Source organism: Streptomyces zingiberis (assembly GCF_012034935.1).
Taxonomy (GTDB): Bacteria; Actinomycetota; Actinomycetes; order Streptomycetales; family Streptomycetaceae; genus Streptomyces; species Streptomyces zingiberis.
In genome coordinates, this window is the sequence record NZ_JAATEN010000014.1 from 34749 (window position 1) to 59562 (window position 24814).

A 24814-nucleotide genomic window follows, 5' to 3' on the forward strand; every position below is an offset into this window, starting at 1 on the left:
CATGGACCCCATGGGTCAGCCGGAAAGCCGCGAAGGGGAGCAGTCGGTCCTTCCTCCCGGCCAGCGCCCGCAGAAGGGCTGGCCCGTCACCCACTACGGGCCGGTGCCGAAGTTCAGACCCGAGCGCTGGGAGTTCCGGGTCTTCGGGGCCCTGGCCGAGACCGGTGGCCGGGACCGCTGGAACCACGAGGAGTTCTCGGCGCTGCCCTACACGACGGTCGTCGCCGGCCTCCACTGCGTCACGAAGTACTCCCTGCGGGACGCCGAGTGGGGCGGGGTCGCGGCCCGGACGCTGCTGGAGCTGGTCCCGCCCGCGCCCGGCGTCACCCACGTCATGGCCTGGGCGGAGTACGGCTACAGCGCCAACATGCGGCTGGCGGACTTCGCCTCCGAGAGCACCGTCCTCGCCACTCACCGGGACGGCGAGCCGCTCACCGCCGAGCACGGCTTCCCGCTGCGGCTGGTCGTCCCGCGGCTCTACGGCTGGAAGGGGCCGAAGTGGCTCCGCGGCATCGAGTACATGACGGCGGACCGCCGCGGCTTCTGGGAGGAGCGGGGCTACCACAACCTCGGCGACCCCTGGCGCGAGCAGCGCTTCTCCTACCAGGAGGAACCGGGGGACGGCCCGGAGCTGTGACCCGGGCCGGCCGCGGGCGGCCGGGTGGTGCCGTCCCGCAACGTCTTCAGCAGGGCCACGTCCGTGGCGTGGCCCTCCTGGCCGCCGGGTGTCTCGATGACGAGGGGGACGCCCTCGGTGGCCGGGTGGGTGAACAGCTCGCGGAAGGGCTCGGCGCCGATGTGACCCCGGCCGATGTTCGCGTGGCGGTCCTTGTGGGCGCCGGTGACGTCCTGGGAGTCGTTGGCGTGGATCAGCCGCAGCCGGCCCGGGCCGACCGTGCCGACCAGCTCGTCCAGCAGCGCCTTGGTGCCGCCGGGGGCCGCCAGGTCGTGCCCGGCGGCGAAGGCGTGGCAGGTGTCCAGGCAGACGCCCAGCCGCGGGTGGTGGTCCAGGGCGTCGAAGTACGGGCCCAGCTCCCCGGCGAGCGCGCAGAGCGAGGCGCCCTGGCCGGCGGTCGGCTCCAGCAGCAGCCACGGGTCGTCGTCCCGCGTCAGCTCGTCCAGCAGCGGCAGCATCCACGTCCGTACCTGCGCCAGCGCGGCGGCCCGGTCCCGGCCCCCGGTGGCCGAGCCGGTGTGCACCACCACGCCGAGTGCGCCGATCTCGCGGCCCCGGCGGAGCGAGTGGCGCAGTGACGCGGCGGACCGCTCGGCCGTGGCCGGCGTGTGGGAGCCGAAGTTGATCAGGTAGGGCGCGTGGACGTAGGCCGGGAGCGCCTCGGCTGCGCAGGCGGCCCGGAACGCCTCGTCCTGCGCGGGAACCCCCGTCGGCGTCGCCCAGCCGCGTGGATTGGCGACGAACACCTGTACGGTCTCGGCGCCGATCTCCCGGGCGTAGGGGAGGCCCTTGGCGGCCAGGCCGCCGGCCACGCGGACATGGCTGCCGACCGGGTTGCGGGCGCGGGCGGGGGTGCGGACCGGGGCGGGGGCGTGCGGGGGAGTCACCCGTCCAGGGTGCCAGGCGGCCCCGGGGGCCCCGCGGCCGGTCCTGCGCGCCCCGCGGTCCCGCCCTGCCGGGCCCCGTGCGCCCCCTGTCCCGCCCGGCGGCGGGGGCCGGCAGCCGTACCGGGAGGGCGGGCTACCGCACCCGGAGAGTGATCTCGGAGCCCTTGGGGGCCTCCTCGCCCCCGTCCACCGACTGGTCGAACACGGTGTCACCGAAGAAGAACCGGCTCACCTTCACGGTGAAGCCCAGGTCCTCCAGCTCGCGCCGCGCGTCGCTCAGTTGCCGGCCCTCGACGTCCGGCACCGTGACCGTCTCCGGGCCCTTGGAGAGGGTGAGGGTGACGGTGTCGCCCTCGGCGAGGGTGCTGCCCCCGGCGGGGGACTGCTCGGCGACCGTGCCCGCGTCCTCGTCGGAGAAGACCCGCTTGGCGGCGATCTTCACCTTCAGGCCCGCGTCCTCCAGCTCCTGCCGGGCGTCGGCCTCGGCCTCGCCGGTGACATCGGGTGCGTCGACCGGCTCGCCCTGGGAGACGGTGAGCGCCACCGCCGAGTCGGGCTTGCGCCGGCTGCCGCTCTCCGGGTTGGTGGAGATCACGGAGCCCCGGGCGACGGTGTCGTCGAAGCGCTCGTCCACCACCCCGGGCACCAGGCCCAGCTCCCTGAGCCGTTCCCGGGCCTGGGCCAGCGGCACCCCGCGCAGGTCGGGGATCTCCACCACGTCCGGGCCCTTGGAGACACGGAGGGTGACGGTGCCCCGGTCGCGGATGCGCTCCCCCCGGCCCGGATCGGTGCTGATCACCCGGCCGCGTTCGACCACGTCGCTGAAGCCCTGCTCGACCCGGACCTTCAGGCCCGCCTCCTGGAGCGTCCGCTCCGCCGCCGCGCGGGGCTCGCCCAGGACGCCCGGGACCCGCGTGAACTGGCCCGAGTTGATGTACCAGACGCCCACGGCCGCCACCAGGGCCAGCAGGACGGCGACGGTGAGCTGCAACGGGCGGCGGCGGAACGCCCGGCGCCGGGCGGCCGGCGGGCCGCCGGGCCCGTGCGGTCCGTCCGGGGGCTCCGGCTCGACGTCCAGCACGCTGGTGCGCTCCAGGCCGTCCTGGCCGAGCGCCGTGACACCGTGCGCGCCCCGGCCGCCGCCGTGACCCCGCGGGCCGCTCGCGCCCTCGCCGTACGGCCGGGCCGGGGACGGCGGAGGGGCGCCCTGCGGGGCTCGGTGCCGGGGCAGGACGCTCGTCCGGTTCTCGCTGCCGGAGGCCGCCGGGGTCGCCGCGCGCGGCGGCACCGCGTCCAGCTCCGCCGCGGTGAGCCGGCCGCGCACCTCGCGCGCCAGCGCGAGCAGCGTCGCTGCGTCCTCCGGGCGCTCCCCGGGGGCGCGCGCCGTGGCCTCGCGCACCAGCCGGTCCAGGCCGGGCGCCAGGCCGGGGACGGTGGCGGAGGGCGCCGGGACGTCCTCGTGGAGGTGCTGGTAGAGCACTTGCGCGGCGCTGCCGCCGCTGTGCGGCTTGGTGCCGGTCAGCATCTCGTACAGCATGATGCCGCAGGCGTAGACGTCCACCCGGGGGTCGGCCGTGCCGTGCTCGATCTGCTCGGGCGCGAGGTAGGAGACGGTGCCGAGCAGCGTCCCGGGGGAGGCGGTGGTGTCCGTGTCCACGGCCCGGACCAGCCCGAAGTCGGCCACCTTGACCCGGCCGTCGTCACCGATGAGGACGTTCTCGGGCTTCATGTCGCGGTGGACCAGACCGCCGAGGTGGGCGGCGCCCAGCGCGGCGGCGATCGGCTCCAGGACGTCCAGCGCGGCCCGCGGTTGCAGGGCGCCCCGCTCGCGCAGCACGTCCCGCAGGGTGCAGCCGGCGACGTACTCCATGGCGAGGAAGACATGACCGCCGTCGGCGCCCTGGTCGTACACGCCGACGACATTGGGGTGGTCCAGCCGCGCCACGGCCTTCGCCTCGCGGATGAAGCGCTCGACGAAGGCGGCGTCGGCCGCCAGCCCGGGGTGCATCACCTTCAGCGCGATCACCCGGTCGAGCCGGGTGTCGAGGCCCCGGTAGACGGTGGCCATGCCGCCGGCGGCGATGCGCGCGTCGATCCGGTACCGGCCGTCGAGCACCTGCCCGGCCAGGGGGTCCTCCCGGCGCGGGCCGGAGGAGGGGTCCCGCAGGGTCGTATCCACACGGCGAGTCTACGAGCCGGGCGCGGCGCGCCGGGACGGCACGGCCGCGGCCCGTACCGCACGGAGCCCGGAAGGTGACGGGGGGTGAGGGGGCGCCGGACCGTCCGGGAGGGGCGGCCGGGGTGGCGGCCCGCGGCCGGAGCGCGGCCCGCGGCCGGGGGGAGTGGTGTCCCTCACAGGTGAGGACCGTCACAGGGCGGGGTTCGCCGGCGGTGACAGCCCCGGCACGCCGGGCCTCAGCCGAAGGCGGGCCGCTCGGGATCCAGCTCCGCGCGCCCCTCCACCGGGGAGGACGCCTCCGCGAAGTGACGGCGCGGTATGCGGCCCGCGCGGTGCGCCAGCCGGCCCGCGGCCACGGCGTGCCGCATGGCGTGTGCCATGAGCACCGGCTCCCGCGCGCGGGTCACCGCCGAGGCCAGCATGACCGCGCCGCAGCCCAGCTCCATGGCGAGGGCGGCGTCGGAGGCCGTGCCGGCGCCCGCGTCGAGAATCACGGGGACGGTGGCCCGCTCGGTGATGAGCTGGAAGTTGTGCGGGTTGCGGATGCCGAGGCCGGAGCCGATGGGGGAGCCCAGCGGCATGATCGCCGCGCAGCCGGCCTCCTCCAGCCGGCGGGCGAGCACCGGGTCGTCGCCGGTGTAGGGCAGGACGGTGAAGCCGTCGTCCACCAGGGTCTCGGCGGCGTCCAGCAGTTCGACCGGGTCGGGCAGCAGGGTCCGCTCGTCGGCGACGACCTCCAGCTTGATCCAGTCGGTGCCGAGCGCCTCGCGGGCCAGCCGGGCGGTGAGGACGGCCTCCCCGGCGGTGAAGCAGCCCGCGGTGTTCGGCAGCGGCCGGATGCCCAGCCGCTCCAGCACGGAGAGGACGGAGCCCTGCACGGTGGGGTCCAGCCGCCGCATGGCGACGGTGGTCAGCTCCGTGCCGGAGGCCACCAGGGCACGCTCCAGGACGTCCAGGCTGGGGGCGCCGCCCGTGCCCATGATCAGCCGGGAGGCGAACGGGACCCCGGCGATCACCAGCGGGTCGGCGGCGGGATCCGCGTCCGGCGCGGCAGCGGCGGCCCCGCGGGGCGCCGGGTCGTGAGCGCCCTGGACGGGGCGGCTGTCGTGCCCGGTGTGAGCCCCGGGATCGCCGGGGGCCCGGGTGGTGCCGGAGGTGCCGTGGCTGCCGTCGGCCTCGTGGACGGGGGTGCCGGTCATCGTTCAGCCTCCCTGGACGGCGGTGAGGATCTCCACCCGGTCACCCGCGCCGAGCCGGGTGGTGGACCAGGCGCCGCGCGGTACGACCGTCTCGTTGACGGCGGCGGCGACCCCCCTCTCCGCCCGGGTGTACTCCGCGACCAGCGCGTCCAGCGTGGTCCCGGCGTCCAGCGGGCGCGGCGTGCCGTTGACGGAGACGGTCGGGCCCGTGGGGGCGGCGGGGGCGGTCATACGGGCTGCTCCTGTCGTGCGGAGGGGCCGGGGCCGCCGGGACGGGCGGGGCTGCCGGGACTGTCAGGGCGGCCGGGGCCGCCGGGGTCCGGGACGGCACCACCGCCGGGAGCGAACCGCAGCGCGGAGAAGGCCCGGGCCTCCGCCGGCAGCTCACCGGTGGTCAGCGCCTCGGCCAGGGCGTCCCCGGTGACGGGGGTGAGGAGCACACCGTTGCGGTGGTGGCCGGTGGCGAGGTGCAGGCCGGGCAGCGCGGACGGGCCGAGCAGCGGCGCGTTGTCCGGCGAGCAGGGGCGCAGGCCCGCACGGGTCTCGGTGAGCGGCAGTTCGGTCAGGCCCGGGACCAGCTCGTGCGCGTCGCGCAGCAGTTCGTAGACGCCGCCCGCCGTGACCGTGGTGTCCCAGCCCAGTTCCTCGCTGGTCGCCCCGATCACCAGCTCGCCGTTCTCCCGGGGCACCAGGTAGACCTGCCCGCCGCGGACCACCGCCCGGACGGTGCGGGAGAGGAACGGCGCGTACCGCTCCGGCATCCGGAGCCGCAGCACCTGCCCCTTCACCGGGCGCACCGGCGGCAGCGCCTCCGGGGGCACCCCCGCCAGCCGGCCGCTCCAGCTCCCGGCCGCCAGCACGGTGGCGGCCGCGGCGATCCGGGAGCCGTCGGCGAGGACGGCGCCACGCGCCTCGCCCCCGGCCCCACCGGACACGGTCAGCCGCTCGGCGCGCTGCCGGTGGAAGAACACCCCGGCGCGTTCACAGGCGAGGAGGAGGGCCGCCGCGAGACGGCGGGGGTCGCACTGGTGGTCGCCGTCCACCCGCAGCCCTCCGCGCACACCCGCGGCGAGCATGGGCTCCAGGCGCCGGCACTCACGCCCCGTCAGCCACTGCGCGTCCAGCCCCGACGCCTGTTGCAGGGCGTGGAGTTCCCGCAGATGCGCGCGGTCGTCGGCGTCCAGGGCGACGGCGAGGGTGCCGCAGGCCCGGTAGCCGATGTCCTGGCCGCTCGCCTCCGCCAGCTCGGCCGCGAACGCCGGATAGCGGGCGGCGGAGGCCAGGTTGAGGCCGAGCAGCGTCTGCTCGCCGTGGTGCAGCTCGGTGACGGCGGCCAGCATCCCCGCCGCCACCCGGGCCGCCCCGCCGCCCGGTTCGGGGTCGGCGAGGGCGACCCGCAGCCCGCGCCCGGCCGCGCGCCAGGCGGTGACCAGGCCGATGATCCCGCCGCCGATCACCAGGACGTCCGGGGAGGCGGGGACACCGGGAGTGCCCGAGGCACCGGGGGAGTCCGAGGTACCGGGGGCGCCTGAGGCATCGGGGAGGGCGCGGGGGCCGGAGGCGCCGGGTGGGCCGCCGCCGGGGCCGCCGTCCGCGCGGGCGGAGCCGGAGGGCGAGGGTGAGGCGGCAGCCGGGTGCCCGGAGGCCTCCCCGGTACCGGAATGCGCGGCGCTGCCCGGGTCGCCGGAGGCGCCCGGGGTGCTGCCGCCCGGGCCGCCCGCCCCGGGCGGGCCACCCCTGGTGGCCGGGGTGTCGGGGAATGTGTGCACGAGTGTCCAGCTCCTCCCTTCGCCGGCATGACCCGGAGCAGGTTCCTACGGTCGGAGGCGGGCCGGCCTCCCTCTCAGCCCGGTCCGTTCCGGGCTCCCGCGAGTGATCTGTCCCCCACCCTAACGCCGCGGCGGCGACGGCTGTAAAGCCTGTGGGCAACCCGCCCGCCCCGGGCACGGCGGGGGTCTCCGGGGCGGGCCGTCCGGGGCACACGGGGTCGCCGTAGGCTGCGGGGCGGAGTTCCGGAACCCGGGATTCCGCGGTGTTCGCCGGCGCCCACGGCTTCCCTTGCGTCCGCCCGTGCCCGCTGTCTCCGCCGCTGTCTCCGCCGGTGTCCCGGCCTCTCGCGGCGGAATCGGCGGGCGGAACGCGAGCACGGCACCACAGCCCTGCGAGCCCGGTGGCGGCAGCGGCAGGAGCACAGGCAACGGCAGGAACACCGGCAACGGCACGGACGAGGGAGAACAGCGCATGGCAGGGTCACTGGAGGGACGGATCCTGGTCCCGGTCGCGGATCAGGCGCCCGGGCAGGTCGGCACCGGCACCCGGTTCGCCTACCACGAGGCGGACGGCCGGATCTGGGCCGGATACGAGGGCGGTGACGTCGTCCGCGGCCACCTCGTCGGCACCCGCGACGGCGACCGGCTCGACTTCCGCTACGTCCAGCTCACCCGGGACGGCGCCACGGCGTCCGGCCACTGTGCGTCCACCGTCGAGGAACTCCCGGACGGGCGGCTGCGGTTGCACGAGCGCTGGCGCTGGGAGTCCCGGCCCGGCAGCGGCACCAGCGTGGTCGAGGAGCCCGCCGCCGGACCGTCCGCCGGGACGGAGCCCGTGACCTCCGGCTGAGACCCCGGCCGGGACCCCGGCTGGGACCTCGCCGGACCCCTGGCCGCGCCCGCGGGCCGGGCCTCTCCCGCCCGGGCCCTCGCCGTGGTGACCGGCCACGGCCGTCCCGCCGGGCCTTGCGGCACCGCTCCGCGCCCCGTTCTCCGTACCCGCCCCTCCCGGGCCGCGCGGCCCCGGTCTTCCTGCCCGGGGCGCGGAAGGATGGGGCCCGGGAGCGCCATGAGGGGCGGCCACGACGGGCACCGCGGCGACCGTCCCGCACTGCCCCTCCGCACCGGCGGGTGGTGAGCCTGGAGTGACCCGGTGGCGGGAGCGCCCGGCGGGGTCACGGCTGCCCCGCCGGGCACGGCCCCGGCCCCTTGGCGGAGGCCGTGAGGACCACGGGACCGTCCGGCCCCGCCGGCCGCCGTTCTACAGTGGCCGGGTGAGCGAGGACGGACGGACAACGCGGCGGGTCGTGATCGTCGGGGCGGGCATGGCGGGGGCGCGGACCGCGCAGGCGCTCCGTGCGGAGGGCTGGACGGGCGCCATCACCCTGATCGGCGCCGAACGCCACCCCCCGTACGACCGGCCGCCGCTCTCCAAGGCCGCGCTGCTGCCCCCCGCCCCCGGCGGCCCCGCCGGCCCGGCGAAGACGACGGAGCTCGGCATCGATCTCGCCGCCCTCGGCGTCGAACTGCTGCTCGGACGGACCGTGACGGCGCTGCGCCCCGCGGAGCGGCTGGTCGTCACCGCCCCCGCGGGGGCACCCGGGGGCATGGGCGGAGCCGGTGACAGCCCGGCGGACGGCCATGACGGTCCCGCAGACCCCGCGGGGCGCGCTGCTCCTGACGGCCCCCCAGGCCCCGACATAACGCCAGGTTATGACGGCCCCGCAGGCCCGCCCCCGGGCCACGGCGGGCCCGCCGCCCTCCGCTACGACCACCTCGTCCTCGCCACCGGCGCCGATCCGATCGACCTGCCCGGCAGCGCCGGCGCGCCCGGGGTGCACGTGCTGCGCACCCTGGACGACGCCGAGGGGCTGCGCCCCGTGCTCGCGGAGCGCCGGGAGATCGTCGTCGTCGGCGCGGGCTGGATCGGCGCCGAGGTCACCACGGCGGCCCGCGAGGCCGGCTGCCCCGTCACGGTCGTGGAGGCCGCGGCCCAGCCGCTGGCCGGCGCCCTCCCCGCCGAGGTCGCCGCGCCCATGGCCGACTGGTACGAAGAGGCTGGCGCCCGCCTGCTCACCGGCGCCCGCGTCGCGGCCGTCGAGCCCGGCGCCGTCCTCCTCGGCGACGGGACCCGGCTGCGCGCGGACGCCGTCGTGGTCGGCATCGGCGCCCGGCCCGCCACGGGCTGGCTCGCCGGATCCGGCGTCGACCTGGCCCCGGACGGCTCGGTGAGCGCCGACGAGCGGCTGCGCACGTCGCTGCCGGACGTCTACGCGGCCGGTGACTGCGCCTCCTTCCCCTCCGCCCGTTACGGCGAGCGGCTGCTGGTCCACCACTGGGACAACGCCGCCCAGGCGCCCGCGACCGTGGCCGCCCACATCGTGCGCGGGCCCGCCGCCACCCCCGCCTACGACCCGGTGCCGTACTTCTGGTCCGAGCAGTTCGGCCGCTTCCTTCAGTACGCGGGGCACCGCACGGGCGGTGAACGGCTGCTGTGGCGCGGCGGGCCCGCCGCGCCGTCCGGCTCCCCGGACGAGCCGGGCGGGTCCGCGTCCCGGCCGGGGGGATGGACCGTGTGCTGGCTGCGCGACGGGGTGCTCACCGCGCTGCTCGCCGTGGGCCGCCCGCGCGACGTGGCCCAGGGGCGGCGGCTGATCGCCCGCGGGGCGCGGCTCGACCCGGAACGGGCCGCCGACCCGTCCGTGCCGCTGAAGTCCGCCGCCGTCTGAGCGGCTCCGCCGCCCACCCGGCGGTGCCGCGCTTCCTGCTTGTCGGTCCCGGATGGCAGGCTTGTCCCGTGACCGAGATTGACACGAAGACCGATGCGCTCGTTTCCGACTGGCTCACCCTCCCCGACGTCGCCGAACGCCTCGAGGTGGAGGTGACGCGCGTCCGGCAGCTCGTCAAGGAGGGCCAGCTGATCGCGGTGCGCCGCGGTGAGAACCGGGTGCTCATGGTGCCGGCCGTCTTCATCGGCGACGGCCGGGTGACGAAGGGCCTCGCCGGCACCCTCACGCTCCTGCGGGACGACGGCTTCACCGACGAGGAGATGCTGGAGTGGCTCTTCACTCCGGACCCGACCCTGCCGGGCACCCCGGCCCAGGCGCTGAGCGAGAACCGCGGCACGGAGGTGAAGCGCCGGGCCCAGGCGCTCGCCGTCTGACCGGGGCGCGCCGCCGCTCCACCCGAACCGTCCGAACGACCCGCGGTGCGCGGGCCGGGGGCCGGGCCCGGTACCTCCCGGCCCGGCCCCCGGTCCCGCGCACCGCCGAAACGGGGGACCCATGGCCCGCTCCGAGGCCGCCGCGCTCCTCGCCGACGCCCGGCTCTACCTCTGCACCGACGCCCGCGGCCGCCAGGGCGACCTGCTCGCCTTCCTGGAGGAGGTGCTCTCCGCCGGGGTCGACATCGTGCAGCTCCGCGAGAAGGGCATCGAGGCCCGCGAGGAGCTGGAGCACCTGGAGCTGATGGCCGAGGTGTGCCGCCGCCACGGCAAGCTGCTGGCGGTCAACGACCGCGCCGACGTGGCCCACGCCGCCGGCGCCGGTGTGCTCCACCTCGGCCAGGGCGACCTGCCGGTGCCCGCCGCCCGCGCGGTGCTCGGCGACGGGCCGCTGATCGGCCGCTCCACCCACTCCGCGGCGCAGGCCGCCGCGGCGGCCGACGAACCGGGGGTGGACTACTTCTGCGTGGGCCCCTGCTGGCCCACGCCCACCAAGCCGGGCCGGGAGGCCGCCGGCGTGGACCTCGTGCGCCGGGCCGCCGCCCTCGGCACCGACCGCCCGTGGTTCGCCATCGGCGGCATCGGCGCGGCCAATCTGGAGGAAGTGCTGGACGCGGGGGCCCGCCGGGTCGTCGTCGTCCGCGCCGTCACCGACGCCCCCGACCCGGGCGCCGCCGCCGCGGAACTCGCCCGGAGGCTGCGCGAACGGCCGCTCTGACGGGAGCCGGGCTCCCCGGGCCGGCGGCGCGGACGGAACGCCGTTCCGCGCCCCCGTCCGGGATCCGGGGGTGCCCCGGGCGGAGCGGTACCGGGCCGGTCCGCCGTCCCGCATCACCGTCCCGGGCCCGCATCTCCGTCCCGGCCCGGTCCCCCGCCCCCGGGCCGTCCCCCGGCACGCCCCCGGGCCCGGCCCCGGCCGCCCGTACGCGCTGTCCGTTTGCTGGACAGGGCTGGGGGTCCCCCCGCCGCCCTGGTTAACCTGCCGGTATGGCCCATGGCATGCCCTCCACCCGGACGGACCACGCCCGCACCGTGCGCGACCTGCTCGCCTCCGGAGAGCGGTCGTACTCGTTCGAGTTCTTCGCCCCCCGGACGGCGAAGGGCGAGCGGACCCTGTGGGACGCCGTCCGCCGGATCGAGGCCGTCGCGCCCACCTTCGTCTCCGTGACCTACGGCGCGGGCGGCTCCTCCCGCGAGGGCACCGTGCACGCCACCGAGCGCATCGCCACCGAGACCACGCTCACACCCGTCGGCCACCTCACCGCCGTGGGCCACTCCGTCGCCGAGCTGCGCAACGTCATCGGCAGTTACGCCGCCGCCGGGATCCGCAACATGCTCGCCCTCCGCGGCGACCCGCCCGGCGACCCGATGGGGGAGTGGGTGCGGCACCCCCAGGGCGTGGAGTACGCGGCCGACCTCGTCCGACTCATCAAGGAGTCGGGGGACTTCTGCGTGGGCGTCGCCGCCTTCCCCGAGATGCACCCCCGGTCGGCGGACTGGGACACCGACATCCGGCACTTCGTGGACAAGTGCCGGGCGGGCGCCGACTTCGCCATCACCCAGATGTTCTTCTACCCGGAGGACTATCTGCGGCTGCGCGACCGGGTCGCCGCCGCCGGCTGCGACACCCCGATCATCCCCGAGATCATGCCGGTCACCAACGTCCGGCAGATCGAGCGATTCGCCCAGCTCAGCAACGCGGCCTTCCCGCCGGAGCTGGCCGAGAGGATCCTCGCGGTCAAGGACGACAGCGCCGCTGTACGCTCCTTGGGAATCGAATACGCCACGGAGCTGTGTGCGCGGCTGACGGACGAGGGCGTTCCCGGCCTGCACTTCATCACGCTCAACCACTCCACGGCGACGCTGGAGATCTACGAGAACCTGGGGCTGCACCAGCGGCCCCGGTGAAGGCCGGACAGTGCGGAAGCGGGGCGGCAGATGGGCTGGACAGTCCTCTACATCGCGTTCGGGGTCGTTGCCCTGTGGCTCCTGGGTGAGGTGCTGCTCCAGTACAAGGCGCGGCTGCGGTGGCGGCTGCTGGCCTTCGCCGGCTTCTCGTGCGTGGTCGTCGGCGTGCTGGTCTACCCCTCGCGGGCGCTCATCGGGGTCGGCACCCTGGCCTTCGCGGCCGGCCAGACCCTGGTGACCCTCTCCTTCCGCCGCGGCTTCTCCACCGGCTGGGCGCTCGGCGGCCGGCCCGGCGCGAGCAAGCGCCGCAAGGGCTCCCCCGCCCCGGACGAGCCGCCCCTGGAGTTCTCGGAGGTCACCGAGGGATCCGGAGACCCGGCGCACACGGCCGCCGGAGACGGCGCCGGTGACCGGCAGGGCGTCCCCGGCGCGGGGGAGCCCCCGGAGCCGGCGCTCTACCGGCCCGAACCGATGCCCGACGAGGACACCGGCGGGTACGGCCGCTACGGCGACACCCGCTACGGCGACCCGGGCCGCGGCGAGGACGCCTACGCGGCCACCGCGGGCGCCGGGTACGGCTACCCCGGGGGCGACCAGGGGTACGCCGACGGGCAGAACGGCCAGGGCAGCCAGAACGGCCAGGGCGGTCACGACGGATACGCCTACGCCGGCTACGACGACGGCTACGGCAGCTACGCCCCGGGCCCCGCCGCCGCCCAGGCCGCCTGGCCGGGCCAGGAACAAGGCGGCTACGGCTACTCCGGGGACGGGTACCAGCAGGGCGGCGGCTGGTCCGAGCCGTACCCCGGCGGCCAGGAACACGGGCACGGCCAGGGGTACGCGGGGACCGGCGAACCGTACCCGGGGACCGGCCCGTACCCCGGCGGGCCCGGCCCGTACGGCTCCGGCGCCGCCCACGACCCCTACGCGGGGACCTACGACACGCCGCCCGGCGGTGTCTGGATGCCGCAGCAGCGGGAGGGCGGCGGCGCCGACCGGACGGACGCCCCCGCGGCGGACCAGCAGGCCTACCCCTACCAGGCGCCGCCCGGCTACAGCAGCGGCGGCTACGACGAACAGCAGTACCGCTACTGAGACCCACCGGCGCCGCGGGCCCGGGCGCCGGGAGACCGCGGCGCCGTTGCCGCCGCGTCCACGCGGCGCGCCGTTCGCCCGCCGCGTCCGGGCCCCCTGCCGACGGCCTCGCGGGCCGTCCTCCCGGCCGGCCGTGCTCCGTCCGGCCGCTCGTCGTCCCGGCCGTGCCTCCTCCTCTCGCCCTCCCGTCCGGCTCTCTGCCCGGCCGGTCCGGCAGTGGGGCGGCGTCAGGCCGAGCCGCGCCAGCCGGCCCCGTGCACGAGGAGCCCGGCGACCAGCGCCCCCGACATCCCGGTGTGCGGCAGCCCGCCGCCCGGGTGGGCCGAACCTCCCACGCGGTACAACCCCCTGGGCCCCTCCGGACCGGCCGCGTTCCCGGCACGGAGGAAGGCACCCCCGGCGCCGGCGAGCGCCGGGCCGGGTACGGAGCCGCCCGGCGCCCCCGTCTCCCGCTCGGTGTCGGCCGGGGTGTGCGTCTCCTGCCACAGCACCCGGCCGCCCAGGCCGAGGCCGGCGGCGTCGGCGGCCGCGAGCACGGCACCGGCGAAACGCTCCGCCCGGCCCGGGACGGTCCAGTCGAGGCCGGCCGCCGGGGCCGCCGGGCTCGCGGCGTGCGGGGGCACGGTCACCGTGAGCACCGCCGTCCCGTGGTCCTCGTCCGGGCACAGCGCGGGATCGCCGGGACGGTCCACGACGACCGTCGGCCCCTCGCACAGCCGCTCGAAGTCCCCGTCCAGACCGGCCCGTTCACCCTCGGGGGCGGTCGCGTGCACCACCGTGCGGTGCGCCGTCCCGGCGGGGTGCCGCCCGCGCAGGGCCAGCAGCAGCGAGAACCGGCCGAGACCGGGGTGGGCCGAGGGCGGCGGGCCGGCCTGACCCGGCGGCAGCAGCGCGCCGTGCAGCAGCCGGACGTCCACGCCGGAGACGACGGCGTCCGCCGGCACGTGCGTGCCGTCGCGCAGGGCAAGCCCGGTGGCCCGGCCGTCCTCCACCACGACCCCGGTCACCTCCGCGCCGAAGACGAAGGCCACGCCCCGGGCCCGGCACCGGTCGTGGAGCGCTTCCGCCAGTGCCCGTGTCCCGCCGCGCACGGACCAGCTGCCGAAGGTGTGTTCCAGATACGGCAGGACGGCGGCGCTCGCCGGAGCGGTGCGCGGATCGAGGCCGTACGCGAGGGCGTGACTCTCCAGCAGCGCGGACAGGCGCGGGTCCCGCAGCTCGCGCCGGCCGAGTCCGGCGAGGGTACGGGGGCGGCGGGCGCGCCGCAGCAGGGCGGGCCCGCGCCCCGCCGTGGCCGGGTAGGGGTCGTGTTCGACCGGGGCCCGGTCCCCGCCGTGCGCCAGCGGCTCCTCCAGCAGCGGCCGGCGGGTGACCTCCCAGGCCTCCCGGGCGCGGCCGAGCAGGGCGCTCCAGCGTTCACCGGCGCCCGCGCCGAGCGCCGCGTCCAGCGCCCCGACGACCCCGGCGCGGGAGGCGGCGGGCAGGGCGACGTCCGTGCCGTCGGCGAACAGGTGGCGGCTCGCCGGCTCCACCCGCTCCAGCCCGACGCAGGCCTCCAGCGGCTCCTTGCCGGTCTTGAGGAACAGGTCCCGGAAGACGGCGGGCAGATGGAGCAGGCCGGGCCCGGTGCCGAAGGCGAACCCGTCCCGCTCGACGCGGCGGAGGGCGCCCCCGTGGGTGCCCGAACGCTCGTACACCGTCACCCGGTGGCCCGCCACGGCCAGCCGGGCGGCGGCCGCCATCGCGCCCGTCCCGGCGCCGATCACCGCAATCCGTGCCATGGCCGAGACCCTAGCCAGCCGGGACCGGCGGGTCCGCCGCCGGGGGGCCGGACGGCCGTGTGACCTGGTGCACGCCGGGGCCCGTGCCGGGACCTGCCGGGAGGGGCGGCCCCGGCCCGGGGTGTGCCGCAGCGCGGGAGTTGCCGGCGCCCGGGGGCAGGGCGGTGGGCCCCGGCGGCCGCCCCGCGCCGGACGGCCGCCGGCGGGCCGGGGAACTGAGTAGCCGTACCCAGACGCCGGTTGAGTAGCCGGGCGGATGGGCCCGGAACCCCGGAGCCGGAAGAGTGAGGGGCACGGAAGGGGAGCCGGTTCGGCACCGCCGGCACGGGGCGGCGGAACGGCCGGCACCCCGGGAAGCCCGGAGGAGCGCCACGGGGGAGCTCGTCCGGGCGGCGCGGGGGAGATCCCCGCGTCCGGGTACGGGGGCACGGGGGAACGCTGCCCTGGCGGGGTACGACGGGGGATCGCGCCACGCCAGGGCAGCGCCGCGCGCCGGCACCCCGTGCGGTGGCTCCGCGGCCGCGGTCCGGTCCCGAACGGCGGCCGGAGCGCGCGTACCGCGCCCGCTACCGCCGTCACCCCGGTGAAGCGCCGTCCGGCGCCGGTACCGTGACCTTCCGTCCGCACCGTCGCCGCGGAGCCACCGCCGCGGAGCCACCGCACGGGGTGCCCACCCGGCGTGGCGCGGGTTCCGGCCTCGACCGCGGGTCCGGGGACGCATCCGTCCCGTGGGGCGGCACCGTGCCCCGGATGCTCCGGCCCCGCTTCTCTGCCGCACCCGGCCCGTCAGGCCCGGGCGGCGAACTCCCCGCCCAGGGCCCCCGGCAGCAGCCGGGAGAGCGAGGCGTGCACCTCGCCGAGGGTCCGCTCCGGCTGGAACGCCTGCCAGTCCAGCGCCGCCACCAGCACCATGCCGACCAGCGCGGCTGCCGTGAGCTGCGGGTCCGTCTCCGGGCTCAGCTCGCCCTCGGCCACGGCCTCCCGGATCACCGTCTCCACCACGGCGAGGTTCTGCCGCCGCAACGCCAGCAGCGTGTCCCGCCAGGGCCGGTTGGTGCGCCACACCTCCGCCACGTAGAGCCGGGTGAAGGCGGGGGAGCGGTCGACGAACACCAGGCCGGCGCCGACCATGGCGTCCAGCGCGTCCACCCGGCGCCCGCCCCGCGCGGCGGTCTCCTCGGCCGCCCGCCGCAGGGCGTCGGTGAACATCCCCACCCCGTGCCGGAGTAACTCCTCGAAGAGTTCGGTCTTGTTGGCGAAGTTGTAGTAGACGGTGCCCTTGGCGACCCCGGCGCGCTCGGCGATCTCCTCCACCGTGGTCGCCGAGAACCCCTGCTCCGCGATGAGCGTCACCGCCGCGTCGTAGAGCTTCGAACGGGTGGTACGGCGGCGGTTGCGGATGTTCTCCATGAGGGTGATTCTCCCGGTTACCGCACGGTCGGCGAGGCGCTGGGACGGAACACGCCCGGTACGCCCGGACCGGCCGGTCCCCGGGACGTGCCCGCCCGGGCCGCCGGTCGGGGGTCTCCGGCGGCGGGCGGCCGGGCGGCCGGGCGGTGCGCGGGCGGGGAGACCAGGGCTGCGACGGTGCCCGCCGGGCCGGGACCTCCGGGGAACGGAACCGCTGGGACGCCCCGAGGGGACGCCCCCGCCGCCCCCGGCCGGTGCGGGCGGCGAGGAGCGGCCGGGACGTCGGGGACGTCGAGAACGTCGGGGTCGTCGGGGTCGTCGGGGGAGGCGGGGAACGCGGAGGCGGCCCGGGGCCGGGGCCGGGCAGCGGGGCCCGGAGGGTGGCACGGGGCCCCTGAACAGCCGGAAACCGCAGCTCAGTACGGATTGTCAGTGGTGTGCCCGACGATGTGGGCATACGGCCCGTACGGCCGTTACGCGACGACAGGAGGTTCGTCATGGCGACAGCACCGTCCGCCGCAGCGCGCCGGCGCCGCGCCCCCGCCACCGCGCGCGGGGGTTCCCCGGCCGATGTCCACCCGGTGGTGCGCCGTTCCGGGGTGCCCCGCGAGGCCCTGGGGATGCTGGCCCAGGCCCGTGCCGGGCTGGAGGAGGCCGCCGCCCTCCCCGAGCCGAACGAGCGCTACGCCACCGCCCACCTCGCCGCCCTGCGCACCGCTGCCGCCGTGCTCGCCGTCCACGGGCGGCCGGAGGCCACCCCGCGCGGGCGGCAGCGCATCCGCAGCGCCTGGGAGGTGCTCCCCGAGGTCGCGCCCGAACTGGCCGAGTGGAGCATGCTGTTCGCCTCCGGTGCCTCCCGGCGGGCCCGCGCGGAGGCCGGCATACGGGACGCGGCCGGCCCGCGCGACGCCGACGACCTGCTGCGTGACGCCGGGCTGTTCCTCCGCATGGTGGAGCGGATGCTGGCCCTCCAGCCGGTGCTCCCGCAGGCCCGCGCGGAGGCGCCCGGGGAGCGTCCCCGGTCCGGCACCGGCTGAGCGTCCCCGCCCGGGCGGGGACGCCACGGCCACGGGCCGCCCCGGGGGGACGGGGCCCGCCGGGCACGCGCGGTCCGCGGCCGGCGGGGTCCGCCGGAGAAGCCGGGCCCACCCGGCGGGAGGGGGCGGGACGGCCGGCGGGGTGGCGCGGCCGGCGCGCGATGGCGCCAGGAGGGCCGTGCGGCCGGACGGCGTGCTGCCTGCTGCGTGCTGCGAGGAGAGTGAGTGCGAGGGGCCCAGGGGGAGCGGGACGGGAGGCGGGCGGGGGAGAGCGGCGGAAGGCAATAGGGTGGGAGCCGCCTGCACCGACTGCGACCGCCGCCCGCGGCGGTCCTGCGCCGAGGAGCCGCCCGCCGTGTCCGACCCGATGCGCCCCCGAGCCTCACTGAGAACCGCCGTGGTCCGGGACGTCCTCCGGGAGGCACTCGACCGCCGGCTGAAGGCCGTGACCGCCGCGGAGGGCACCGCCGGGGGAGCCGGCCGCGTCCTCGACGTGCTGGACACCGGGGGCGGCACGGGCAACTTCGCGGTGCCCGTCGCCCGGCTGGGCCACCGGGTCACCGTCGTCGATCCCAGCCCCAACGCCCTCTTCGCGCTGGAGCGGCGCGCCGGTGAGGAGGGCGTGGCGGACCGGGTGCGCGGCGTCCAGGGCGACGCCCGCGGCCTGTTCGACGTGGTGGAGCGAGGCGGTTTCGACGCCGTCCTCTGCCACGGCGTGCTGGAGTACGTCGACGACCCGGCGGAGGGCGTCCGCAACGCGGTGGCCGCGCTCCGGCCGTCCGGCACGCTCAGCGTGCTCGCGGCCGGGCTCGGGGGCGCCGTGCTCGCCCGCGCTCTCGCCGGGCACTTCGCCGAGGCGCGGCAGGCCCTCGGTGACCCGCACGGCCGCTGGGGCGAGGGTGACCCGGTGCCCCGGCGGTTCTCCCCGGAACAGCTGACGGAGCTCGTCACCGGCGAGGGGCTCACCGTGGAGGCGGTGCACGGCGTACGGGTCTTCGCCGACCTCGTGCCCGGCGCCCTGGTCGACGGGGAGCCCGGGGCCGTGGAGGCGCTGCTCCGGCTGGAGGCGGCCGCCGCCGAGGTCCCCGCCTTCCGCGCGGTCGCCACCCAGTTGCACGTGCTGGCTGAACGCGAATCCGGCTGACCCCGTACGACCTACCGTCCGGAGTCGCCCGGCTCCGTCCGGCGCATGCTCTGAGCCACAGCCTCACCCAATCGGACGCATTGCCCCGTATGATCGAGGGAACACGGTCGGCATCGCCGGACGGGCAGCAGGGGAGAGCCGCCCGGAATCTTCCCGTCGGCGCGTTGTCCGTCCGAGGAACGTGCGCGAGGGGCGGGTTTCCCGGGGGCGCGTCCCTGCCTATCCTGAAAGCGTCGCACCCGGTCGCTCCCCGCGACCGACGAGTAGGAGGACTCCGTGCCGCTCTCGGAGCACGAGCAGCGCATGCTCGAGCAGATGGAGCGAGCGCTGTACGCCGAAGATCCCAAGTTCGCGACAGCGCTTGATGGAAGCGGGCTGCGCACGTACACCCGCCGCCGGGTGTACCAAGCGGTCGCGGGTTTTCTGGTGGGTATCGCGCTCCTCATGGCGGGCATGGTCGCCCAGCAGATCTGGATCAGTGTCGTGGGGTTCCTCGTCATGCTCGGGTGCGCGGCTCTCGCCGTCACCGGCTGGCGCAAGGCCCCCAAGCCGGGTGAGCAGCAGCCGGCGGCCCCGGTCGGCCCGGAGGGCCGCAAACAGGGCAGACAGCGCCGCTCGATGATGAACCGGATCGAGGAGCGCTGGCAGCGCCGGCGCGACGAAACGGGGTAGTGCTCCCCGGAGCGCGCGGCACCGGCCCACCGGCCGGTACGGCGCGCTCCCGCCCGGTACCGGCAGCAGGCACGAGGGGTGGTCTCAGGCTGAGACCACCCCTCGCGTCGTGCCCGGCCGGTGACGGTGCACCGGGGGTGACCGGCCCTCGGCCCCGCGCAACCCGGCCCGGCACGCCGCCGCCGAACGCGGTAGGCGTTCCCGTGAGCCGTGAGCCGTGAGCCGTGAGCCGTGAGCCGTGAGCCGTGAGCCGCCGGCCGTGACGCCGGGTCGGTGACCTGCACCGGCGCCCCCACCGCGCGCCCCGCGAACCGCTCCTGTCCGTCCGCTCGGGCCCGGCCCGTCCGGCGCCCGCGCGCACGGCGGCCCTCGGCCCGTCCCGGCCCGCGCCGAGCGCGGGGCGGCAGGTGATCTCTTCGAGCGGACGGGAGCCACGGCAGCCGCGCCACGCGGCCGGAGCCTCGGCCGGGAAGACGCTCCGCCGCCGGGCACCGGGCCCTGGGACGCCCCGGGGGTTCCGGCCTCCGGGGCGCCAGGCCCCCGGAGTCCCGCCGGGCCGGGGACTCCTGCGCGTGGCGTCCCGCGGTGCGGTCCGGCCCGGTCCGCTCGGCCCGTACCGCCGAACGCGGCGCGAACCGGGCCCGCGCAGCCGTGTGCCCCGCTTGGCCGAGGCGTGCCCGGTCCGGCCCGCTCAGCCCTGCTGACGGCCCGGGACACGGCGGGCGAGGCGCACCGCCGCCGCCCGGCGCGCGGTGTGCCACCGCTCCGCCAGCGCCACCCGGCGGCGGGAGAGGGCCCACACCACCCGTACCGCCGAACGCGGCGCGAACCGGGCCCGCAGCCGCGCGCCCCGCCCGGCCGAGGCGTGCAGCGCGGCCCGCACCCGACGGACGTCCCCGGCGATCCCCGGAACCCTCCGTGGCACCGGGGCGTACAGCACCTGTTCGACGGCTGTGGCGATCCTGCGCACCGACTCCGCCGTGACGGCGTCCAGACCCGCGGCGGTCACCACCCGGTCGGCGGCCCGGCGCGGGGTCTGCGCGTCGTCGGGCGGGAACCCGTGGTCCCAGGCGGAGTCGATCAGCTCCCGCCAGGCCGCCAGCACCCCCTCCGCGGTGATCCGCGGATCCTCACCGTCCTCACCGCCCTCACCGGCGACGCCCCGCGGCTCCCGCTCGGCGGCGGCCAGCCGGCGCGCCCGGGTCCGGGACCGCCACACGGCGGGCAGCAGGGGCAGCCCCAGCAGCAGGAGTGCCGCCCCGGCGGAGAGCAGCAGGGTGCGCAGCGGCGGACCACCGCCCCCGGTGCCGCCCGCCGCGTCGGCCGGCGGCACCTCGCACTCGCCGAGGGCCTGTTCCTGCGGCGGGCAGTCCGCACGCTCGGACGGTGCCGCCTCGGGCGTGTCGGACTCCGCCGGCTCCGGCTCCTCGGGGGCCGTGCCGCTGTCGGCAGGGGTCTCCGGCACGGTGTAGTCGGGGGCGGTGCCCCGCGAGGGTGTCGGCTCGAAACGGACCCACCCGACACCCTCGAAGTACAGCTCCGGCCAGGCGTGCGCGTCCCGCAGGCCGACCGACATGACCCCGTCCGCGTTCGGGGTGCCCGGGGTGAAGCCGACCGCGACCCGCGCCGGGATGCCCAGCGTCCGGGCCATGGCGGCCATGGAGAAGGAGAAGTGGACGCAGAAGCCCTCCTTGCGCTCCAGGAACCTGGCGATCGCCGCGCTGCCGCTCCCCGCGTCCACCTGGGTGTCGTAGACGAAGCCGCCGTCCACCGCGAACCAGTCCTGGAGCCGGACCGCCCGGTCGTAGTCGGTGGCCGCGCCGGCCGTGATCTCCCGCGCGGTGCTCGCCACCACCCCCGGCAGCGAGTCGGGCACCTCGGTGTACTCCCGCCGTACGTCCTCGGGCGGCGGGCCCGCCGCCGCCAGTTGCGCCGCCGTCGGCTCCACCAGCAGGTGGGAGACCCGGTAGTCGGCTCCGCGGGTGGTCTGCCGGCGGTTGCCGACCAGCGTGCGGCCCTCCGGCTCGAAGCTCCACCGCCCGTCGATCTCCACCCCGGTCGCCGGGTAGGGCATCGGCAGCCAGCTCTGCCGGTAGGAGTCCGAGGCCGAGACGGTGGTCTCCACCCGGGTGGTCGCGATCTCGGAGCTCAGCCCCGGGGGTGGCGGCAGTTCGGCGGGCACGGGCCGTATCGGCCGCTCGGAGGACTTCCAGGAGGTGCCGTCGAACTGGTCGAGGGCGACGATGCGCAGATAGAGGTCACCGGTGTCCTCCGCGTTGGTGCGGTAGGAGAGGACCTCCTGGTTCTCCGGCTGGTTGAGGCTGTTCTGCAGGGACACCAGCGGGTTCACGGTGGTGATCGTGGCCCCGCCGGGGCCGCTGCCCCCGGCACCCTGCCGCCCGGTGAACAGGCCGTCGCCGAGCGACGGCAGCGCGGCGGGCAGCAGGACGGCGATGCCCAGCGTCACCGCGCCGATGCGGCGCCCCGTGCGCAGCGGCGCGGTGGCCCGGCCGCCCCCCGTCTCCAGTCCGGCCCCCAGCCTGCTGGGCGCGGGGGCGGCGCCGCTGAAGATCCGTCCCCAGCGGGAGAGCCGGTCCCGGCCCTCCGCCAGCAGGAGCAGGAGATATCCGACCGCCGCCAGCAGGAACCACGGCCAGCGCGAGGCGCCCTGGTCCAGCCCGGCGGCCACCGAGTACAGCGCCAGCAGCGGCAGCCCGGCGGGGGCGGCCGCGCGGTAGGTCACCGCGAGGGCGTCCACCAGCAGGCCGATCACCAGCACTCCGCCGACGAGCATCAGCCGGATGCCGGGGGTGAGGGGCGCCGGTATCGCGTAGTTCCCGACATCCTGGCCGCCCTCCGACAGCAGCATCGCGAACTCGCGGAAGGCGTCGGGGCCCGGCAGCACCCAGGCCACGGCCTGTCCCCGGGCGAAGGTCCACGTCAGCAGCAGCAGGGCCAGGACCAGCTGGGCGAGGACCGTGAGGGGGCGGGGCAGCGGAGCCCGCCGCGCCAGGGCGCCCGCCCCCGCCACCGCCGCGAGCAGGAACGCCGTCTGCGGCAGCCACCCGGCCCGCTCCACCAGCGGCAGCAGGGAACACGCCGCCAGGAGGGTGGCCAGTACCCCGCTCACCGCGAGCCGTCCGCGTCCGCTCATCACCGCTCCTCGGTCCGCTGCGTCATCCGCCGCTCAGGTTCCCGCTCCCGGCCCCGCTCACGTTCCCGCTCCCGGGCCGTGGGCCGCCGGGTCCGCCCGGGGACACCGGCGGGGCCGTCACCCCGCGCGGCCGGTCCGCCGTCCGCCACAGTTCGGGCAGTGCCGCCCCGGGCGGGACCGGGACCACCGTCCACCCCGACTCCCGCAGCAGCCGCAGCCGCTCCTGGAAGGCGGCCGTGTCCGGCTCCGCCTCCCGCGCCCATGCCACGGTGTCCAGCACGAAGGCCACCGCCCGGCCGCCGCGGCGCCGTATCCGGCTCGCCACCGCCGTCTGTTCCTCGTCCAGCTCGCCGAAGAGCGCCACGAGCAGCCCCTCGCGGCCCCCGCGCAGCGCGTCGTGGGCGCCCGTCAGGCCCCGCTCCCCGGAGTGGTCCACCACCGCCAGGGTGTCCAGTATCAGCCCGGCCGTGTCGGGGGCGTCGCCGAAGCCGGGCGACGTCTCGCCCCCGTCTGTCAGCAACCGTACGGAGAAGCCCCGTTCCCGCAGGTGCGCGGAGACGGAGGCGGCCGCAGACACCGCCCACTCGAACGCCGAGTCCGGGCCGGCGCCACGGTACGCGCACCGCCGGGTGTCCAGCAGGACGGTGCAGCGCGGCTGCTGGGGCTGCTCCTCCCGGCGCACCATCAGCTCGCCGTAGCGGGCGGTCGAACGCCAGTGGACGCGCCGCAGATCGTCCCCGTGCCGGTAGCCGCGGGGGATGACGTCGTCCTCGCCGGCCAGCGCCGCCGAACGCTCCCGCCCCTCGCCGTACCCGGCGGCCTCGCCGGTGAGCCGGACCGGTGGCAGCGGGTCCGTGCGCGGTACCACGGTCAGGACGTCCCGGGCGCTGAAGGCGCGGGCCAGCTCGCACATCCCGAACGGGTCGCCCAGCCGCAGTTGCAGCGGCCCCAGCGGATAGCGGCCGCGCAGATCGGACCGGACCCGGTAGGACACCTCGCGGCGGCCGCCGGGCTCCACCCGGTCCAGGACGAACCGGGGCCGCGGCCCCAGCACGTAGGGCACGCCGTCCTGCAGCATCAGCAACCCCGTGGGCAGCCGGGAGACGTTCTCCACCCGCAGCTCCACCCGGGCCTCCGCGCCCGCCGGCACCCGCGCCGGCGTCAGCCGCCTGCTGCCCGCGACCTGGTAGCGGGTGCGGTGCAGCACCGCGACGCAGACCAGGGGCAGCACGGACAGCAGCAGCCCGACCCGCAGCAGGTCGTCCTGGCCCAGGGCATAACTGCACGCGGCGGCGGCCAGACCGGCGGCCAGGAACGACCGGCCGCGCGTCGTCAGCCCGGCCAGCGCGGAACGCAGCCCGCCGCGCTCGCCGTTCCCGGCGCCGCCACCGGCCGCCGGGGATCCGGCACGCGGAGCGGCGGCCTCCCCGGCGGAGCCCGGAACGGGCGGGGGCCCGGGCGGGGGAGCGGACGCGCCGGGTGCCCCGGGCATCCCGGGCATCCGGGGCATCACAGCCCCCGCAGACCCGGCGGCCGGGCGCCGGGCGGCCACTGCTGCGCGGCGGCGCCGGGTACCGGTGTCTGCCGCAGGATGTCGGCGACCACCTGCTCGGCCGTCCGCCGCCCCAGCTGGGCCTGGGCGGTGGGCAGCAGCCGGTGCGCCAGGACGGGCACCGCCAGCGCCTGGACGTCGTCCGGCAGGGCGTAGTCCCGGCCTTGCAGCGCCGCCGACGCCTTCGCCGCCCGCAGCAGGTGGAGCGTCGCGCGCGGGGAGGCGCCCAGGCGCAGCTCCGGGTGGTCACGGGTGGCCGCGACCAGCGCCACCGTGTACCGCCGCACGGGCTCCGCCACATGGACGGTGCGCACCGCGTCGATCAGCTTCACGATGTCGTGCGCGTGTGCCACCGGCTGGAGGTCCTCCAGCGGGGGCGGGCCGCCGTGCACGTCCAGCATCTCCAGCTCGGCCTCGGCGCTGGGGTAGCCGATGGACACCCGGGCCATGAAGCGGTCCCGCTGCGCCTCCGGCAGCGGGTAGGTGCCCTCCATCTCCACCGGGTTCTGGGTGGCCACCACCATGAACGGGGTGGGCAGCTCGTACGTCTGCCCGTCCGCGGTGACCTGGCGCTCCTCCATCGACTCCAGCAGCGCCGACTGCGTCTTCGGCGAGGCGCGGTTGATCTCGTCACCGATCACGATCTGGGCGAAGATCGCGCCGGGCTTGAACTCGAAGTCCCGCCGCTGCTGGTCGAAGACGCTTACGCCGGTGATGTCCGAGGGCAGCAGGTCGGGCGTGAACTGGATACGCCGCACCGAGCAGTCGACCGACCGGGCCAGCGCCTTCGCCAGCATGGTCTTGCCGACCCCCGGCACGTCCTCGATCAGCAGATGGCCCTCGGCCAGCAGCACCGTGAGCGAGAGCCGTACGACCTCCGGCTTGCCCTCGATCACGTTCTCCACCGACCGCCGGATACGCTCCGCGGTGGACGTCAGATCCGTGAGGCTCGCTCGATCGTCATAGGTCGTCACCCAGCCCTCCTCGGCCGTTCTCCGGAGCGGACCGCCCCGTGGTGGTCCGCTCCGCCATCCCGTGCGCGGATACGCGCGCACCGCGCCCGGCGTTCGCCGGACCCGGTGCCTTCCCCTCGCATTCTTGCCGCCCCCACCGCTCCGCGTCACACGG

20 protein-coding genes and 1 riboswitch are annotated in these 24814 nt (G+C 77.3%); of the genes, 10 read left to right on the forward strand and 10 right to left on the reverse strand.

Annotated features, from left to right (window positions below; translation table 11 throughout):
• Positions 1-10: 10 nt before the first annotated feature.
• Complete coding sequence (locus tag HCK00_RS17960) at positions 11-637, forward strand: sulfite oxidase-like oxidoreductase (protein ID WP_206320534.1); 627 nt, start codon at positions 11-13, stop codon at positions 635-637.
• On the opposite strand, the gene HCK00_RS17965 is transcribed toward HCK00_RS17960, so the two are convergent.
• From HCK00_RS17965 to thiO, 5 genes are all read right to left on the reverse strand, one after another.
• A complete protein-coding gene (locus HCK00_RS17965) occupies positions 601-1563 on the reverse strand; it encodes a deoxyribonuclease IV (protein WP_168103005.1) in 963 nt (320 codons plus the stop codon). The genes HCK00_RS17960 and HCK00_RS17965 overlap by 37 nt on opposite strands.
• 133 nt (positions 1564-1696) lie before the next feature.
• Positions 1697-3742 carry a Stk1 family PASTA domain-containing Ser/Thr kinase gene (pknB, locus tag HCK00_RS17970; RefSeq protein WP_168103006.1) on the reverse strand — a complete coding sequence of 682 codons (2046 nt, stop codon included), beginning with the start codon at positions 3740-3742 and terminating at the stop codon, positions 1697-1699.
• Between the two features lie 236 nt (positions 3743-3978).
• Positions 3979-4722 carry a thiazole synthase gene (locus tag HCK00_RS17975; protein ID WP_240965666.1) on the reverse strand — a complete coding sequence of 248 codons (744 nt, stop codon included), beginning with the start codon at positions 4720-4722 and terminating at the stop codon, positions 3979-3981.
• Between the two features lie 222 nt (positions 4723-4944).
• Positions 4945-5172 (reverse strand): sulfur carrier protein ThiS, encoded by a 228-nt coding sequence (gene thiS / locus HCK00_RS17980; protein WP_168103007.1) that lies wholly within the window; start codon positions 5170-5172, stop codon positions 4945-4947.
• The gene (gene thiO / locus HCK00_RS17985; protein WP_375781978.1) at positions 5169-6398 is read right to left on the reverse strand and encodes a glycine oxidase ThiO; all 1230 of its coding nucleotides are present in this window, start codon (positions 6396-6398) and stop codon (positions 5169-5171) included. The genes thiS and thiO overlap by 4 nt, the downstream gene beginning before the upstream one ends.
• Positions 6399-6706: 308 nt before the next feature.
• Positions 6707-6821, reverse strand: a riboswitch (TPP riboswitch).
• 361 nt (positions 6822-7182) lie between these two features.
• Here thiO and HCK00_RS17990 point away from each other — a divergent pair.
• The 6 genes from HCK00_RS17990 (at position 7183) to HCK00_RS18015 (ending at position 12936) form a co-directional block, all read left to right on the forward strand.
• Complete coding sequence (locus HCK00_RS17990; RefSeq protein WP_168103008.1) at positions 7183-7560, forward strand: avidin-fold protein; 378 nt, start codon at positions 7183-7185, stop codon at positions 7558-7560.
• Between the two features lie 475 nt (positions 7561-8035).
• Complete coding sequence (locus tag HCK00_RS17995; RefSeq protein WP_240965667.1) at positions 8036-9439, forward strand: NAD(P)/FAD-dependent oxidoreductase; 1404 nt, start codon at positions 8036-8038, stop codon at positions 9437-9439.
• Positions 9440-9507: 68 nt separating this feature from the next.
• Positions 9508-9873: an Rv2175c family DNA-binding protein gene (locus HCK00_RS18000; protein ID WP_168103010.1), complete on the forward strand. Its 366-nt coding sequence runs from the start codon at positions 9508-9510 to the stop codon at positions 9871-9873.
• A gap of 121 nt (positions 9874-9994) precedes the next feature.
• Positions 9995-10651, forward strand: coding sequence for a thiamine phosphate synthase (gene thiE / locus HCK00_RS18005; RefSeq protein ID WP_168103011.1), 657 nt, complete (start codon positions 9995-9997; stop codon positions 10649-10651).
• A gap of 269 nt (positions 10652-10920) precedes the next feature.
• Positions 10921-11841: a methylenetetrahydrofolate reductase [NAD(P)H] gene (gene metF, locus HCK00_RS18010; RefSeq protein ID WP_168103012.1), complete on the forward strand. Its 921-nt coding sequence runs from the start codon at positions 10921-10923 to the stop codon at positions 11839-11841.
• Between the two features lie 30 nt (positions 11842-11871).
• The gene (locus tag HCK00_RS18015) at positions 11872-12936 is read left to right on the forward strand and encodes a hypothetical protein (protein WP_168103013.1); all 1065 of its coding nucleotides are present in this window, start codon (positions 11872-11874) and stop codon (positions 12934-12936) included.
• A gap of 227 nt (positions 12937-13163) precedes the next feature.
• On the opposite strand, the gene HCK00_RS18020 is transcribed toward HCK00_RS18015, so the two are convergent.
• Positions 13164-14717 carry a phytoene desaturase family protein gene (locus HCK00_RS18020; RefSeq protein WP_168103014.1) on the reverse strand — a complete coding sequence of 518 codons (1554 nt, stop codon included), beginning with the start codon at positions 14715-14717 and terminating at the stop codon, positions 13164-13166.
• 786 nt (positions 14718-15503) lie between these two features.
• A complete protein-coding gene (locus HCK00_RS18025) occupies positions 15504-16127 on the reverse strand; it encodes a TetR/AcrR family transcriptional regulator (protein WP_168103015.1) in 624 nt (207 codons plus the stop codon).
• Positions 16128-16624: 497 nt separating this feature from the next.
• On the opposite strand from HCK00_RS18025, the gene HCK00_RS18030 reads away from it, so the two are divergent.
• The 3 genes from HCK00_RS18030 (at position 16625) to HCK00_RS18040 (ending at position 18980) form a co-directional block, all read left to right on the forward strand.
• On the forward strand, positions 16625-17164 hold the full coding sequence (locus HCK00_RS18030; protein ID WP_168103016.1) for an SAV_6107 family HEPN domain-containing protein: 540 nt from the start codon (positions 16625-16627) through the stop codon (positions 17162-17164).
• A 355-nt stretch (positions 17165-17519) separates the two neighbouring features.
• Positions 17520-18308 (forward strand): class I SAM-dependent methyltransferase, encoded by a 789-nt coding sequence (locus tag HCK00_RS18035; protein WP_168103017.1) that lies wholly within the window; start codon positions 17520-17522, stop codon positions 18306-18308.
• Positions 18309-18584: 276 nt separating this feature from the next.
• Positions 18585-18980 (forward strand): SCO2097 family morphological protein, encoded by a 396-nt coding sequence (locus tag HCK00_RS18040; protein WP_168103018.1) that lies wholly within the window; start codon positions 18585-18587, stop codon positions 18978-18980.
• A 691-nt stretch (positions 18981-19671) separates the two neighbouring features.
• Here the strand turns inward: HCK00_RS18040 and HCK00_RS18045 are convergent.
• From HCK00_RS18045 to HCK00_RS18055, 3 genes are read right to left on the reverse strand one after another with little or no spacing between them, the layout of a single operon-like run.
• Entirely contained in the window at positions 19672-22134 is a 2463-nt protein-coding gene (locus HCK00_RS18045) for a transglutaminase TgpA family protein (protein ID WP_168103019.1), read from the reverse strand.
• A gap of 22 nt (positions 22135-22156) precedes the next feature.
• On the reverse strand, positions 22157-23635 hold the full coding sequence (locus HCK00_RS18050; protein ID WP_240965659.1) for a DUF58 domain-containing protein: 1479 nt from the start codon (positions 23633-23635) through the stop codon (positions 22157-22159).
• Between the two features lie 8 nt (positions 23636-23643).
• Positions 23644-24660 carry an AAA family ATPase gene (locus tag HCK00_RS18055; protein ID WP_168103020.1) on the reverse strand — a complete coding sequence of 339 codons (1017 nt, stop codon included), beginning with the start codon at positions 24658-24660 and terminating at the stop codon, positions 23644-23646.
• Between the last annotated feature and the right edge of the window lie 154 nt (positions 24661-24814).